Annotated in this window: 13 protein-coding genes; 4 read left to right on the top strand and 9 right to left on the bottom strand. The window is 67.3% G+C overall.

The genetic code is table 11. From position 1 onward, the window contains the following. The first annotated feature begins 39 nt into the window (after nt 1-39). Nucleotides 40-2,280 (top strand): DUF222 domain-containing protein, encoded by a 2,241-nt coding sequence (locus ABLE94_RS01675; RefSeq protein ID WP_348807863.1) that lies wholly within the window; start codon nt 40-42, stop codon nt 2,278-2,280. A 7-nt stretch (nt 2,281-2,287) separates the two neighbouring features. Here ABLE94_RS01675 and atzF read toward each other — a convergent pair whose 3' ends face one another. From atzF to ABLE94_RS01650, 5 genes are read right to left on the bottom strand one after another with little or no spacing between them, the layout of a single operon-like run. Next, on the bottom strand, nt 2,288-3,949 hold the full coding sequence (atzF, locus tag ABLE94_RS01670) for an allophanate hydrolase (RefSeq protein WP_348806764.1): 1,662 nt from the start codon (nt 3,947-3,949) through the stop codon (nt 2,288-2,290). Further along, nucleotides 3,946-5,934, bottom strand: coding sequence for a 5-oxoprolinase/urea amidolyase family protein (locus tag ABLE94_RS01665; protein WP_348807862.1), 1,989 nt, complete (start codon nt 5,932-5,934; stop codon nt 3,946-3,948). The genes atzF and ABLE94_RS01665 overlap by 4 nt, the downstream gene beginning before the upstream one ends. After that, nucleotides 5,931-6,605, bottom strand: coding sequence for an urea amidolyase associated protein UAAP2 (locus tag ABLE94_RS01660; protein WP_348807861.1), 675 nt, complete (start codon nt 6,603-6,605; stop codon nt 5,931-5,933). Before ABLE94_RS01660 ends, ABLE94_RS01665 begins: the two co-directional genes overlap by 4 nt. A gap of 26 nt (nt 6,606-6,631) precedes the next feature. Beyond that, the gene (locus ABLE94_RS01655) at nt 6,632-7,495 is read right to left on the bottom strand and encodes an urea amidolyase associated protein UAAP1 (protein ID WP_348807860.1); all 864 of its coding nucleotides are present in this window, start codon (nt 7,493-7,495) and stop codon (nt 6,632-6,634) included. Nucleotides 7,496-7,531: 36 nt separating this feature from the next. Continuing rightward, nucleotides 7,532-9,073 carry an amino acid permease gene (locus ABLE94_RS01650; protein ID WP_348807859.1) on the bottom strand — a complete coding sequence of 514 codons (1,542 nt, stop codon included), beginning with the start codon at nt 9,071-9,073 and terminating at the stop codon, nt 7,532-7,534. Between the two features lie 197 nt (nt 9,074-9,270). Here ABLE94_RS01650 and ABLE94_RS01645 point away from each other — a divergent pair, with 197 nt between their 5' ends. Continuing rightward, nucleotides 9,271-9,903 carry a TetR/AcrR family transcriptional regulator gene (locus tag ABLE94_RS01645; protein ID WP_348806759.1) on the top strand — a complete coding sequence of 211 codons (633 nt, stop codon included), beginning with the start codon at nt 9,271-9,273 and terminating at the stop codon, nt 9,901-9,903. On the opposite strand, the gene ABLE94_RS01640 is transcribed toward ABLE94_RS01645, so the two are convergent. Further along, nucleotides 9,888-10,391, bottom strand: a complete 504-nt coding sequence (locus ABLE94_RS01640; protein ID WP_348806758.1) for a DUF4188 domain-containing protein — start codon at nt 10,389-10,391, stop codon at nt 9,888-9,890. The genes ABLE94_RS01645 and ABLE94_RS01640 overlap by 16 nt on opposite strands. A 37-nt stretch (nt 10,392-10,428) precedes the next feature. On the opposite strand from ABLE94_RS01640, the gene ABLE94_RS01635 reads away from it, so the two are divergent. Both ABLE94_RS01635 and ABLE94_RS01630 read left to right on the top strand, forming a co-directional pair. Then, complete coding sequence (locus ABLE94_RS01635) at nt 10,429-11,013, top strand: TetR/AcrR family transcriptional regulator (RefSeq protein WP_348806827.1); 585 nt, start codon at nt 10,429-10,431, stop codon at nt 11,011-11,013. Between the two features lie 5 nt (nt 11,014-11,018). Beyond that, nucleotides 11,019-11,522 (top strand): MarR family transcriptional regulator, encoded by a 504-nt coding sequence (locus ABLE94_RS01630; RefSeq protein ID WP_348806757.1) that lies wholly within the window; start codon nt 11,019-11,021, stop codon nt 11,520-11,522. A gap of 88 nt (nt 11,523-11,610) precedes the next feature. On the opposite strand, the gene mmsB is transcribed toward ABLE94_RS01630, so the two are convergent. The 3 genes from mmsB to ABLE94_RS01615 are packed head-to-tail and all read right to left on the bottom strand — an operon-like array spanning nt 11,611 to nt 15,221. After that, nucleotides 11,611-12,480, bottom strand: coding sequence for a 3-hydroxyisobutyrate dehydrogenase (mmsB, locus tag ABLE94_RS01625; RefSeq protein WP_348806756.1), 870 nt, complete (start codon nt 12,478-12,480; stop codon nt 11,611-11,613). 35 nt (nt 12,481-12,515) lie between these two features. Continuing rightward, a complete protein-coding gene (locus ABLE94_RS01620; protein ID WP_348806755.1) occupies nt 12,516-13,679 on the bottom strand; it encodes an acyl-CoA dehydrogenase family protein in 1,164 nt (387 codons plus the stop codon). 9 nt (nt 13,680-13,688) lie between these two features. Beyond that, nucleotides 13,689-15,221 (bottom strand): CoA-acylating methylmalonate-semialdehyde dehydrogenase, encoded by a 1,533-nt coding sequence (locus ABLE94_RS01615; RefSeq protein ID WP_348807858.1) that lies wholly within the window; start codon nt 15,219-15,221, stop codon nt 13,689-13,691. Nucleotides 15,222-15,240 lie beyond the last annotated feature (19 nt).

Raw genomic sequence — 15,240 nt, 5'->3', positions numbered from 1 at the left:
GAAGAGAGCTTCGACGGTCATCATGTTCGAGGGGCGACGATGAGCACAGTACCTCTATCCACCAGGATTCGTGCCGACGTGCGGGATGCGTTGCTGAACCAGGGCCCGTCTCCGTGGCCTGGATTGCCGGCCGAGTTCTTGTTCGGGGTGGACGTCGATCGGTTGGATCAGCATTCGATCAACGAGGTGCTGGTCGCGATGACCGAGTTGGATCGGTGCCGCTCGTATATGGCGTGGCTGGATTACTTCTTCATCGCGTATCTGGTGACGTGTCTGACCGATCATCGGTTGGATGAGTCGGCGGAGTACGCGCAGATCGTGGCCGAACACATCGCACGCACCCGCAACCTGGCGAACGCGACCACCCGACGGTTGGTTGATGAGGCGATCGTGATGGCCATCCGGCTGCCCAAGACCGGGCGGGCATTACGCGAGGGGCGGATCAGTCACAGTCAGTTCCGGACCCTGATCGACCGCACCAGCCTGCTCGATCCCGGCCCGGCACTGCATCCGAACACCGCACTGGTCGACGCCGCGATCGCGGACCGGTTGTTCGAGCGGACCGGGCAGTGGCCGGCAACCAGCTTGCGGGACATGGCCGACAAAATCGTGTTCCAGCATGCTCCGGATGCTGTGCGGGAACCGCGTAAGCGGAACCTGGAGAAGCGGGGTGTGTTCACTCATTTCGAGGGGGATGGGACCGGGGAGATCACCGGCACCATGTCCGCGGAGAACATCACGATCGCGGAGAAGACGATCAGTGCGTTGGCCGACTGCGCGTGCCGGAAGGATCCGCGGACCCGGCGGCAACGTCAGGCCGATGCCATGTACTCCCTGTTGTCGGGGACGCAGTTCAGGTGTGACTGCGGGCGTGAGGACTGTCCCGCGGTGATCCCGGAGCCGGGCTGTATTCCGGATGTGCAGATCGTGTTGCACGTGATCGCTGATGAGACCACCGCCGCGGCGATCGAGGAACGCCAACGGCAACAGGAACAGCAGGAGCAGCGGGGACGACAGGTGCGGGAGCAGTCTGCGGCCGCGAGCGAATCCGATAGCAGTGCAACCGAATCGGTGGTCCAGTCACAGCGTCCGGAATCGGAATCGGTACCCGAACCCGAGCCAGTCGCCGAGGCCGACGCGGGTCCGGCCCAGATGTCGCTACTCGATGAGAGCGGTCCCTCTGACGCGGACAGTGCAGACGCGGAACAGGCACCGGAACCGGCGCCCGAACCCCAACCGGAGCCAGACGCCGACGTGGGTGCGGCGCGGATGTCGTCGCGTATGGAGAGTCCCGAGGGGAACGCTCCTAACGGCGAGGGCACTCCCGATGCGGCCGTCGCGGACACCGGCGACGACTCATCCGGCGAAACGCCCTTGTCCGACGCTCAGAAGTACATCCAGCGGTTGCGCCGCGATACCGCGCGCTCCAGCGAGGACGCCATCGAGTGGCTGGTGAACGCCGAACGCCGAGCACAGGAAACGGCGGCCACCAGCGCCGACACCGCTTCTACCGATGCCGAATCCGGCTCTGCCGAAACGGTTTCGGCCGCCGAGACCCCGATCGACGGTAACCTCGGCTACCTCGTCGGGCAGGGCGCGGTCATCCCAGAACAGATCCTCGATCTGATCAGCCGATACCCGACGACGATCCGACGGATGGTGCCCAAAGGGGTGAACCCCGAGGACGTCGAACTCCCGAGCGCGTTGCCGTCGGATCCGTACCGACTGTCGACGGCATTGGACACATTCATCCGGATTCGTCACGGCGAGTGCGTCATCCCCGCCTGCCGGGGTAGCGCGTTCGACGGGGATTGCGATCACGTACACGAATACGACCACGAGCATCCCGAACTCGGTGGGCAGACCACCCCCGACGGACTGAACGCGAAGTGCCGTGGCCATCACCTGCAGAAAACGCACTCCCGCTGGCTCGATGATCAGTACCGCGATGAGAACGGTCGGCTGGTCACGGTTTTCACCACCCCGGAAGGGCTGAACATTCCGGGACCGGCGGAAACCCTCGAAGACTTCTTCGGCGGGCTACGCCGCTACCGGTTCGCCGACCCACCCGCCGCGCCACCGACACCACGGGAACCGGGCGTGATCCCGACCAGCAAACGGGATCGGCTCGCCGCCAAGTACGAACGGCGACGCCGCGAACGCGAACGCAACCGCGCCCGCATCACCGACGGCGTGGACCCGCTCAACCCGCCACGCCCGAAACGACGCAAGAAGCGATACCCCGTCGTGCCCGATGACGGCGCACCACCGCCCTTCTGAGGTGGCGTCACCAGCGGTCGCGGTCCAGGTCCTGCCCCTGGGCCGCGGCATCTGCGGCACAACCGAATCCGACGATCCACCGGCCGTCGGACAACTCGACCCTGCCCAGCATCATCGGTTCCGGCAGCGCCGCAAGGAACTCGCCGAGCGCCGCGGTCGACACGATCCACCGTTCGCCGTGAATCGCACGCCCCACGGCCGGATCACGGATCAGACCGGGCTTCGGTGGCGTCGTGTCGAGTGCGACAACGCGATACATCGCGGACGTCGTCAGCTTGCCGACCCATCGGGCACCGCGGTCGGCGAGCTCATGCACCAACGGGCCGCCGGCCATGTGCGCCCCGAACACGGCGAGTTCCACCGTCGTCGCGGCACTCTCGACCCACGTCGGCGCCGATTCCTCGGCACCACCGAATCGTCGGGCGATATCCATGACCACGGCATCCTCGTGCCCGCGACCCAGGAACGTCACCCCGAATTGTGCAGTGCTCCCGTCGGATTCGGTGACAGACCCGGCCGGCACCGCGACCCCGCACAGGTCGAAGAGGTTGCAGAAGTTGGTGTAGGTACCCATCCGGGAGTTCACCCCCACCGGATCGGCGGCGACCTCGGCGATCGTCGGGTGCATCGGCGCCGTCGGCACCATCAACACCGCGGCCTCGCCCCACTGCCGCATCGCCTCGTCCCGCAGTTCGGTCAACTGCGCTCGAGCACGGAGCATCTCGACCGCCGAGAAACGGTCGGCGGCCGAAATGATCGCAGCCACCGTCGGATCGAGCCCGGCCTCTTCAGCCGACCCGACACCGTCGATGAACTCCCCCACCGCGTCATACCGCTGCGCCACCAGCGCGTCGTCGTACAGCAGTTTCGCCGCGGCCAGGAATGCGCTCAGATCGATGGTCTTGACGCGGAATCCGGCCGCCTCCACCCGAGACACCGCCTCGGAGAAGGCATGTCGCCACGCCTCCGACAATTCCGGAAGTTGTTCGGGTACCACGACGACCCCGTCCGTCGGTGCCGCGAAGGACACCTCGGCACCGAAGGGCCGCGGACCCGATGCGTGTGCCATCGCCGCCATCGCACGATCGGCGGTATCCACGTCGGCGGCGAAGATGGTGACCACGTCGTACTCCGCGCACGCGGGCACCACACCGTCGGTCGAGACGACGCCGACGGTCGGCTTCACCCCGACGATGCCCTGCAACCCGGCGGGTACGCGTCCCGAGCCGGCGGTGTCGGTGCCGATCGCGATGTCGGCGAATCCCAGGGCGACCGCCACCGCGGAGCCCGAACTCGACCCTCCGGAGATTCGGTCGGGTCGTCGCGAATCACGCACCGCCCCATAGGGACTGCGCGTTCCGACCAGACCGGTGGCGAACTGGTCGAGATTGGTCTTGCCGATGACCACCGCGCCGGCCGACCGCAGTGCGGCCACCGCAGGCGCGTCGACCTCCGGGGTGTAGGCGTAGCCGGGGCAGGCGGCGGTGGTCGGCACTCCGGCGACGTCGACGTTGTCCTTGACGGCCAGCACCATGCCGGCCAGCAGGCCGCCAGCGGCCACTGCCGCCTCGTGCTCGGCGGCAACGTCGGCCTGGGCACGCAGCGTGGTGAACACCTCGGGACGGTCGGCGGCAGCGATCCGCGCGTAGATCTCATCGATGCGGCTCATGCGGCGAACTCTCCCTTCTGCGACCAACGTTGACGTTCCTCGGCGCGTGCCTCCTCCATGACACCACGAGTCGCGGCGATCGACTCGGCGTTGTCATCGAGGAACTGCTGGTGTGCGCCCAACGAGAAGATGCCGTCGGTGATGCGGGTGCTGTCGCCGCGGCCCGCCGCGACGTCGGCGCGCATGTCCAGCAACTCCTCGGCGCTCACCGGATACCAGCGGATGCGGTCGAAGAACCGCAGCAGCCAAGGGTGTTCGGCGTCGAAGCCGGGTGCGGTCTGCGGATGCCGGTGGTTCCAGACCTGCGTGGTGCGCCCGACGAACTGGTAGCCACCCGGCCCCTCCATGCCGTAGATGCACATGTACGCCCCGCCGATGCCCACGGCGTTCTCCGGAGTCCAGGTACGGGCCGGGTTGTACTTCGTGGTGACCAGGCGGTGGCGCGGATCGAGCGGAACCGCCACCGGCGCACCGAGATACACATCGCCCAAACCCAGAACGAGATACTCGGCGTCGAAGACGATGCGATGCACATCGTCGACGGAATCCAGGCCGTTCATCCGGCGGATGAACTCGATGTTCCACGGGCACCACGGCGCATCCGATCGCACGCCGAGCATGTAGCGTTCAATGGCCTCGCGGGTGGCCGGATCGTCCCAGGACAGCGGCAATTCGACGACCCGGCTGGGCACCACGAGGTCGCCGGCCGACGGCAGTTGCGACTCACATTCGGTCAGCCAGTCCAACATGGCCGCCTGCGACCACACCCCGGGATCGGCCTTGACCTGCAACGACCGGATGCCCGGTGTCAGGTCGACGAGGCCGGTCGGCGACTCCGCCGCGATCCGTTCGGCCAGGGCATGAACCCGCGCCCGCAGCGCCAGATCCAGGCGCATGTCCCCGTATTCGACGAGGATGTTGTCGTCGCCGCTGCGCCGGTAGGTGACCTCGGTGGCGCCGTCGGCGGTGGTGGTACGCCCCAGGATGCCGTTGTCGGTGTCGCCGCCGGCAGAGATGACATGCGCGAAGTGCGCCCGGCGGCCCAGCCCGAGTTCGGCCGGAGAGGCCGCCTGCTCGGCCCGCACGGCCACGAAGCGGACGGTGTCACCGGGTTTCAGCTGTCCCAGCTTCCACCGGTCGGCCGCCACCACGGTGACCGGACACACGAAGCCACCCAGACTCGGCCCGTCGGGACCCAGCAGGATCGGGGTGTCACCGGTGAAGTCCAGTGCCCCAACCGAATACGCATTGTCGTGGATGTTGGACGGATGCAGTCCCGCCTCACCACCGTCGGTGCGTGCCCACCGCGGCTTGGGTCCGACGAGGCGAACGCCGGTGCGGTCGGAATTGAAATGCACCTCATAGGGCGTGGACATCAGGTCATCGATGTCGGCGGGAGTGAAGAACTCCGGTGCCGAATGCGGGCCGACGGTGACCGCCAGCTCCCACGCATTGGTCAGTGCCGGTTGCTCTTCGGTGAGAATGCGGGTGATCAGTCCGGTCGGGGCAGATCCCAGCGCAAGCATGTCACCGTCGGCAAGGTTCCGGCCGTCGTGACCACCGAAGCGCCCCATCGTGAAGGTGGACCGGCTACCCAGGTACTCCTCGGCGTCGAGTCCACCACCGACCGCGATGTACACGCGCAGGCCGAACTCACCGACCATCCCGACGTCGAGCACCTGACCGGCGGCCAGATGCAGCGGAACCCATTGCGGCATCGGCTTTCCGTCGACGGTCACCGGTACCGGCGCACCGGTGACCGCGACCACGGTCGGTTCGTCGAACCGAATCCGCGGGCCGGCCATGGTGGCCTCGAGTCCGGCCGCCGAATCCGGGTTGCCGACAGCGAGATTCGCGAGACGGAAGGACAGGTCATCCATCGGTCCGGACGGGGGCACCCCGACCTTCCAGTAGCCCATCCGGCCCGGCCAGTCCTGAATCGTCGTGAGCGGACCGGCGCGCAGGATCTCCATTGTGGTACTCATCGGGTCACCACCACACGCACCGCGGTCGGATCGAATCCGTTGCACGGGTTGTTGATCTGCGGGCAGTTCGACACCAGCACCAGGGTGTCGACCTCGGCCCGCAGCGCCAGTCGGCGCCCCGGCGCCGACAGTCCGTCGACGATGCCCAACGATCCATCCGGGTCGACCGGCACGTTCATGAAGAAGTTGACGTTGCCGACCAGGTCACGCTTGCCGAGGCCGTGGCGGGCACCGCCGATGAGGAAGTTCTCCACGCAGGCGTGCTGGTGTTTGGTGTGGTGGCCGTAGCGCAGCGTGTTGGACTCCTGCGAGCAGGCGCCGCCGAGGGTGTCGTGGTTGCCGACCTCGTCGGCGACGATCGTCATCAGCGGGGCCGATTCCTGGTCTCGGATCACCGATCCGGTGGTCAGGAAGATGTTGCCCTGCGCAGCGATCGTCGCCTGGGCCGAGTACCGGACCGCGTGGTCGTGTGCACCGTAGAACAGGGTGTCGACGGCCTGGTTGCCGTAGAGATCGACGATGGTCAGCACATCGCCGGCGGCGACGACACCCGACCACGGGGCGCGCGGCCCGATGATCTCGTCGGCGATGACCTGCCCGGGGACGAGTGCGACCTCGGCGGCCGGGGCTGTGGCGGGGTCGATACGAGTGGGGTCGAGAAAGGTGGTCATGATGGTCCTCCCAGACCGGAGATTGCTCAGAAGTGGGCTGCGGCGTGGGCGTCTTCGCTGTTGGCCACGGCGCGTTGATATTCGGGATCGCGGTCGTCGGCGGCGGCGACCAGGTCGCGCAGGTCACCGTCGGCCTGCCAGGCGAGCACCTCGAGGGGCCCGGTTGCGAACTCGGGTGCCGCGTCGAGCGGGTGAGCCGTGTTGGCGATCGCCACCACGACGGGCAGATGCAGCAGTAGCTCCACCGACTTGTCCCGCCCGGCCGATCCCTTCGAGGCGAGCGTGCCGTCCTCTTCGACAACGATCCCGTGGAAGAACGAGAGTGACGGTGCCACGTCGGTGGCGCCGAGACCGTTCTTCGCCGCGGCCAACATGAGCAGTTCACGTCCGGCCGGCGTGTCCGAATAGGCCGCGCCGGAGCCGTATTTGGCCTCGTTTCCGGCGAGTGTGCTGGTGCCGCAGAGCGCGTCGTGATGAGCACTGTCATCGGCGACGACGGTCGCCAGCACCCGCCCCTGGTCACTGAGCAGCGGATGCCCGGTGGTGAGGTAGGCCTGCCACGGCACCTTGACGGTGTCAGCGACGTTGAGTCGTTCCCACGGTGCGTCGGCCCGCCACATCAGGATGTGTGCACAGGCACTTCCGGTGATGTCGCGCAGGCGAATTCGGGTACCGCGGGCCAGCACCTTGGTGGTGTAGCGCCCGCCCGGGACGGTTTCGGCCCAGGTCAAATCGGCGGCGTCGACGCCGGCCGGCGGGTGGGGCCAGCGGGAGGCGGGGACGACCGGCATCGAATCGGTGATGGTGCCGGCCTGGGCGCGGGCGTGTTCCCGGGCGCCGGCCGTGGTACCGGTGGCGGTTGCGCCGGTTGCGGTTGCGGTGGTGGTCATGATCGAAACTCCTTGTAGTGCTGGTGCTCTGCGGCGTCAGGCGCCGACGGTGACGGGCTTGGGATGTTCCTTGCCGCGCGGGAAGCAGGCGATCCCGACGAGGACGGTGGCCACGATGCAGATCGGGCCGGCCCAGCGCAGGATCGGCATCTCGCCGCTCGGGTCGAACACCTCGGCGCGCGGCCAGGCCAGGTTGATCACCATCAGCGTGCCGTAGACCACCGCCAGGATGTTGATGACGATGCCGAATCGTCCGAGCCCGAACAGTTTCTTGCCGGCGGCGTCGGTGGCGACGGTACCCTTCGGCCAGCCCTGGAAGCGGCGGTAGAGCATCGGTCCGGTCACCGCGAGGTAGGCGAGGTAGATCAGGATGATGCACACGCTGGCCAGCGTCGCGAAGATGGCCGAGTTGCCCACGTTGATGACCAGGATCCCGATGCACAGCACGCCGATGAGGATGGCCGGGGCGATCGGGGTTCCGGTGCGGGAGTTGACATGTGAGAGCGTCTTGGAGAACGGCAGCCGATTGTCGCGGGCCATCGAGAACATCAGTCGCGAGCACGCGGTCTGGATGGCCAGGGTGCAGATGAAGATCGCCACCGCGACGTCGCAGAGCAGGACCTTGCCCCAGAAGCTGCCGAGCACGGAGTCGAGCACGTAGGGCAGACCGCCGGTGGCGAGTTCCTCGTCGAGGGTCGGTGCGGCCATCAGGGCGCCGAGCAGCATCAGGCCACCGCCGAGTGCGGAGACGGTCAATGCCATCCGGATGGTGCGGGGCGCGACGCGACGCGGGTTGCGGGTCTCCTCGGCGAGTTCGCCGGCCGAGCCGAATCCGACCATCACATAGGCGGCCATCAGGCCGGAGACGATGAACGCCCAGATGTAGCCGGGCTGCTGGCCGGGGATGCCGGTGTCGAAGACGACGTCGGGGCCGCGCTTGGCGTGGGTGAACAGCGCCAGGATGACGGCGACGACGCCGACGAGTTCGCAGGTGACGCCGATGTTGTTGACGCGGCTCATCCAGCGGACGCCGACGCAGTTGATGGCGGTCACGATGACGAGCAGGATCGAGCCGAGGAGCACGGCGTTCGCGGCGCCCGAGGTGCTGGTCAGCGTCGGGTCGTCGCCGATGATCTGGAAGCCGGTCCAGACGCTGGGCAACACCACCTGCAGGGCGATCGCGGCGGCGGAGGCGGTGACGATCTGGGCGATCATCATGAACCAGCCGCCGAACCAGCCGATCACCTCCCCGCCCATGCGGCGGGACCACTGGTAGATGGCCCCGGACAGTGGGTAGCGGGCGGCGATCTCGGCGAAGCAGAGGGCGACGAGGAGTTGGCCGACGTAGACGATCGGCCAGGTCCAGAAGAACGCCGGTCCGCCGAAGCCGAAGCCGAGGCCGAAGAGCTGGAAGACGGTGGTCAGGATGGAGACGAACGAGAAGCCCGCGGCGAACGACGCGAACTTGCCGAGGGATCGGTGGAGTTGCTGGTCATAGCCGAATTCCGACAGGTCGTCGGCGTCGTGTCCGGTGGTGGGCGAGGGGGTGGCGGGTGGTGTGGAAGATGCCAGGGTCATGCGGATGTCCTTCGAGAGGGCTCCCCGTTGAGCGTTTTATCTGTCGGTTGATAGATAACCGTGAAGCTATTTCTATCAGATGATAGATATGTTGCAAATCGGGAAACCCCGGTGACATCCGTGTTACGCGGCGGCCCCCGGGCGCGGACCGCCTGCGGTCCGTCTGTGGACCTACAGCCGTGGCCTAGGGTGGAGCCATGTCATCCACTCGCGGCGCCGGTCCGGGGCGCCCGCGCCTCGTCGAACCGAGAAGGCGGGGGGCGACGGCACGCGAGGAGATCCTCGACGCATCCGCCGAACTCTTCGTCCGGCACGGATACAGCGGGACGTCGACGCGGATGATCGCGGAGGCCGTCGGCATCCGGCAGGCCTCGATGTATCACTACTTCAAGAACAAGGACGACATCCTCGCCGACCTCCTCGAGGCCACCGTCGTACCGTCACTGGAACGTGCCCGCGAACTCCTCGTCGGCGACGGCCCGGCGATGGACCGACTCCTCGATCTCGCCCGCTATGACGCCGGGCAACTCGTGGACTCCCGCTGGAACCTCGGATCGCTGTACCTGCTGCCCGAGGTCGCCGACGAGCGCTACGCCGAATTCCGTTCCGCGCGCCAGGAATTGGCCCGGGCCTATGAGTCGCTGACCGTCGAGGTACTCGGCGATCCGGCCGACAAGCGGTGCCTGCTGCCGTTCCGGCTCGTCGAGTCGATCATCATGCTGCGCTCCGACGAGGAACGCGGCGAACTCGGCGACCACACCGCCGCCGGCCTCGTCGACACCATCGTCGGCGCCATCGAGATGCTCATCGAGCATCAGCCGAGCGCGTAACGCCGATTCCGCTCCGCCCGCTGCGCCGCGGTCCGCGTGCCCCGGCCCAGCGGCTGCGCACCCACCGCGTCGGCGAGTCCGTAGGGCGGCATGCCGCCGTAGATGGTTTCGTGCTCACCGATCACGTAGGTCTCATGCCAGATCCCGACGGCGTTGGTGTCGGCGTAGCGCTTGGTGAACCACTGCCACGCGGGGCGATGCGGCGCGTCGGGATCGGCGGCGAAGCGACGCACGTCCTCGGCACTGCGCCAGTACGAGACCACCATGATCGACGACCCGACATACAGGCGCGATGACAGCAGGCCCGCCTCCGGATGTCGCTTGAGGAACATCAGCATCCGTGGCATCGCGAGGAACACGCCGAGCCACGCGCGTGGGTGCCACGGCCGCGGCAGGCTCATGCCAATGAGGAAGAGGGTGGTGCCCTCGGGCGGGATCGTGCTGGTCATCCGGCGGGTGTCGGGTCGAGCCATGATGTCGTCTCCCATGTTTTGTAACGATGTTACGAAACGATGTTATGAAACAATTGGAGGCGTGGCAAGACCCAAGGTGCACGACGACGATCTGCGCAGGCGTCTGATCGACGAGGCCACCCGCATCGTCGCCGACAGCGGCGTCGGCGGGCTGTCGGTGCGCGCGGCCGCTCAGGCCGCCGGGACGTCGACGACCGCCGTCTATTCGCTGTTCGGTAGCAAGGACGGGCTGACCCGTGCGGTGCTGGTGCGGGCGTTCGAGCAGTTCGCGGGCGCGCAGGAGGTCGCGACGCGCGAGGACGACGCGGTGAGCGCGCTGGGCATCGCCTACGTCGGGTGGGCGCTGGAGAATCCGCGGCTCTACGAGCTCATGTTCGGACTGTCCACGGTCGGCATCGAACCGTCCGAGGAGACCGAGGCGGCCTCGGCACGGGCGATGGCCCCGCTGCGGCACGCCGCGACCGCGGCCATCGACGCCGGCGTCTTCCGGCCCGCCGAGCCGGCCACCGTCGCGGCGTCACTGTGGGCGCAGGTGCACGGACTGTCATTGCTGCTCTTGGCCGGACGATTTCCCGACGACGCCGACCCCGTCGCCGCCGGGAGTGCGGTGGTCGCGGGCTGGCGTGCCCTAGGCTGATCGTCATGGCCGGGCGCAGCATGAGTTTTGACCCCATCGCCGAGGCGAAGGCGAACTGGGACGCCGCCGGATGGGATGACGTCTCCGACGGCATGGTGGCGGTGACCTCGGTGATGCGCGCCCACCAGATCCTGCTGGCGCGCGTCGAAACCGCGCTGCGCCCCTACGATTTGACCTTCTCCCGCTTCGAACTGCTTCGGCTGCTGGCCTTTTCGAAGCAGGGTGCGCTGCCCATCACCAAGGCGAGCGACCGTCTGCAGGTCCATGTCACCAGCGTCACCCACGCCATCCGCCGACTGGAGGAGGCGAAGCTGGTGCGGCGACTCCCCCACCCCACCGACGGACGCACCACCCTCGTGGAGATCACCGACCTGGGCCGCTCCACCGTCGAGGACGCCACCGCCACCCTCAATCGCGAGGTGTTCGCGAACGTCGGCATGGATTCCGGCCAGATCACCGGCCTCGTCGGGGCGATCCAGTCGTTGCGGCATCAGGCCGGGGATTTCTGAGGTCCCTTCAGAGGTCTCGACGCCTCCTCGGCTGGCGCCTCGTCGGGCTCGACCAGCGATAAGGGAGAGCGCTGTGAGTGATCCGGGGTTACTTGAGCGTCTCGATGATCGCCGAGAAGTCCAGTCCAGCATGCTGTTCGGCGAAGGCCTTGTACAGCTGGGCGGCGTGGGTGCCCAGCGGGGCTCGTGCACCGGTGTCGCCGATGGCGTCCATCGCCAGGCCGAGGTCCTTGTTCATCAGCGCGGTCGCGAAGCCCGGCTTGAACTCGTTGTTGGCCGGCGATCCGGGTTGCGGTCCGGGGACCGGGCAGTTGGTCTCGATGGCCCAGCAGTTGCCGGTGGCGCCGGTGACGACGTCGTAGAGCGCCTGATCGCTCAGCCCCAGCTTCTCGGCCAGCACGAAGGCCTCGCCGACGGCGATCTGCTGCACCGCCAGCAGCATGTTGTTACACACCTTGGCCGCCTGACCGGCACCGCTGTCACCGCAGTGAATGATCTTGCCCGCCATCGGGTCCAGCATGGTGCGCGACTCGGCGAACGCCTCGGCGGTGCCACCGACCATGAAGGCCAGAGTGCCCGCGACGGCACCCTTGACCCCACCGGAGACCGGGGCGTCGACCTGCGCGAAACCGACGTCGGCGGCCCGCTGATGGATCTCCCGCGCGTCGGCCACCGAGATGGTCGAACTGTCGATGAACAGGGTGCCGGTGGCACTGGCCGGCAGGATCTCGTCATAGAGCTGCTTGACGATGCCGCCGTTGGGCAGCATCGTGATCACGACCTGCGCCACCGCGACCGCCTCGACCGCGGTCGGGAAGGTCTCGATGCCGTTGCCCTGCGCCGTTTTCACCGCTTCGGGCACCGGGTCGAAGCCGTGCACGGTGTGCCCGGCCTTGACCAGGTTGGCGGCCATCGGGCCACCCATGTTGCCGAGGCCGAGGAAAGCGATCGTCGTCATTGTCGAATCTCCACCTTGTCGATTGCTCGAGGAATTCAGTTGCCGTGCCGCGCGGCGATGGAACGTCCCACCACCACGCGCATGATCTCGTTGGTCCCCTCCAGAATGCGATGCACACGCAGATCCCGGAGGATTTTCTCGATTCCGTACTCGGTCAGATAGCCGTAGCCGCCGTGCAACTGCAGCGCCTGATCGGCGACCGTGTAGCACGCGTCGGTCACATAGCGTTTGGCCATCGCGCACTGCTCCACCTTGTCGGCCGCCCCGGCATCGAGCGCTCCGGCCGCATGCCACAGCATCAGCCGAGACGTCTGCAGTGAGGTGGCCATGTCGGCGAGCGTGAACCGGATGGTGGGTTCGTCGATCAGGTTGGACCCGAACGCCTTTCGTGACGCGACGTACTCGGCGGCCTTGTCGAAGGCCGCCTGTGCACCGCCGAGCGATGACGCCGCGATGTTGAGCCGCCCGCCGTTGAGGCCGTTCATCGCGATACCGAAACCGATACCCTCCTTGCCACCGAGCAGGTTGGCCGCAGGCACCCGCACCTCGTCGAGGATCACCTGCGCGGTGGGCTGGGCATGCCAGCCCATCTTGTGTTCCTGCGCGCCGAAACTCAGCCCCGCAGAACCCTTCTCGACGAGGAAGGTGGAGATCCCCTTCGGCCCGGAGTCACCGGTGCGCGCCATGATCACGTACAGATCCGACGAGCCCGCCCCGGAGATGAACTGCTTCACCCCGGTCAGGACGTAGTCGTCGCCGACGCGTTCGGCCCGGGTCGCCAGCGCCGCCGCATCCGACCCGGCACCGGGTTCGGTGAGGCAGTAGCTGGCCACCGTGTCCATCTCGGCCAACCGCGGAACCCACTGTGCGCGTTGCTCGTCGGTGCCGTAGGCGTCGACCATCCAGGTGCACATGTTGTGGATGGACAGGAACGCGGCCACCGCCGGATCGGCGTAGGCGAGCTGCTCGAAGATCCGCACCCCGTCCAGCCTGCGCAGGCCACTACCGCCGACATCCTCGGAACAGTAGATGGCCCCCATGCCGAGTTGCGCGGCCTCGCGCAACTCGGCGACCGGGAAGTGATTCTCGGCGTCCCACGCAAGCGCATGGGGGGCAAGACGTTTGGCGGCGAAATCGGACGCGGTCTCGACGATGACCCGTTCGTCGGAGTCGAGACCCGCGTCGGCGAAGGTCGTCACGTGACGGCCTCAGTCCATCGTCGGGATGACGAACTCGGCGCCATCCTTGATGCCCGACGGCCAGCGCGAGGTGACCGTCTTGGTCTTGGTGTAGAACTGGATCGACGCCGGTCCGTGCTGGTTGAGGTCACCGAAGCCGGAGCGCTTCCAGCCACCGAAGGTGTAGTAGGCCACCGGAACCGGGATCGGCACGTTCACGCCGACCATGCCGACCTCGACGCGGGCGGTGAAGTCGCGGGCGGCGTCACCGTCCTGGGTGAAGATGGCGACACCGTTGCCGTACTGGTGATCCGACGCCAAAGCGAGTGCCTCCTCGTAGTCACCGGCACGCACGATCGCGAGCACCGGGCCGAAGATCTCGTCGGTGTAGATCGACATGTCCTTGGTGACATGGTCGAACAGGGTCGGCCCGATGAAGAAGCCGTTGGAGATGTCCTCGTCGCCGTAGGTCTGCTCATCGCTGGTGCGCTCACGCCCGTCGATGACGAGGTCGGCACCTTCCTCGACGCCCCGGCCGATGTAACCGGTCACCCGCTCCAGCGCTGCGGCGGTCACCAGCGGACCGTAATCGGCCTTCGGGTCCAGTGAGTGCCCGACGCGCAGCGCGTTCACCTTGTCGATCAGCTTGGCGCGCAGGCGTTCTGCGGTCTGTTCCCCGACCGGAACGGCGACACTGATGGCCATGCAACGCTCACCGGCGCTGCCGTACCCGGCGCCGATCAGCGCGTCGACGACCTGATCGAGGTTGGCGTCGGGCAGGATGATCATGTGGTTCTTGGCGCCACCGAAGCACTGCGACCGCTTGCCGTGAGCCGCCGAGGTCTCATAGATGTACTGCGCGATGTCGGAGCTGCCGACGAAGCCCAGCGCCTTGACGTCGGGGTGGGTGAGCAGCGCGTCGACGGCCTCCTTGTCGCCGTGGACGACCTGGAAGACACCGTCGGGAAGTCCTGCCTCGGTGAACAATTCGGCCAGCCGCACCGGCACCGACGGGTCGCGCTCACTGGGCTTGAGGATGAAGGCGTTGCCACACGCCAGCGCCGGTCCGGCCTTCCACAGCGGGATCATGGCCGGGAAGTTGAACGGGGTGATGCCGGCGACGACGCCGAGCGGCTGACGGATCGAGTGCACATCGATGCCGGTACCGGCACCCTCGGTGAACTCACCCTTGATCAGGTGCGGGATACCGATGGCGAACTCGATGACCTCGATACCGCGCTGGATGTCACCGAGGGCGTCGGCGTGGGTCTTGCCGTGTTCGAGGGACAGCGTGGTGGCGATCTCGTCGGCGTTCTTGTTCACCAGGTCGACGAAGCGCATCAGCACCCGGGCGCGGCGCTGCGGGTTCCATGCCGCCCATTCCTTCTGCGCCTTCTTGGCGGTCTCGACGGCGGCGGCCACCTCGTCGGTACTGGCGAGGGGCACCTGCGCGGCGACCTGGCCGGTGCTGGGATTGAAGACGTCGGCGAAGCGACCGCCGTCGGCGGCCACCTTGGCGCCGTTGAGGTAGTGCGGGATGGATGTGGTGGAGGATGCGCTCACCGCGAGATCACCTGAATTC

Origin of the sequence: Gordonia sp. VNK1, assembly GCF_040049135.1 — a bacterium.
GTDB lineage: Bacteria > Actinomycetota > Actinomycetes > Mycobacteriales > Mycobacteriaceae > Gordonia > Gordonia oleivorans.
Note: the sequence above shows the minus strand (reverse complement) of the source record. Positions and strands in the feature narration are given on the sequence as shown.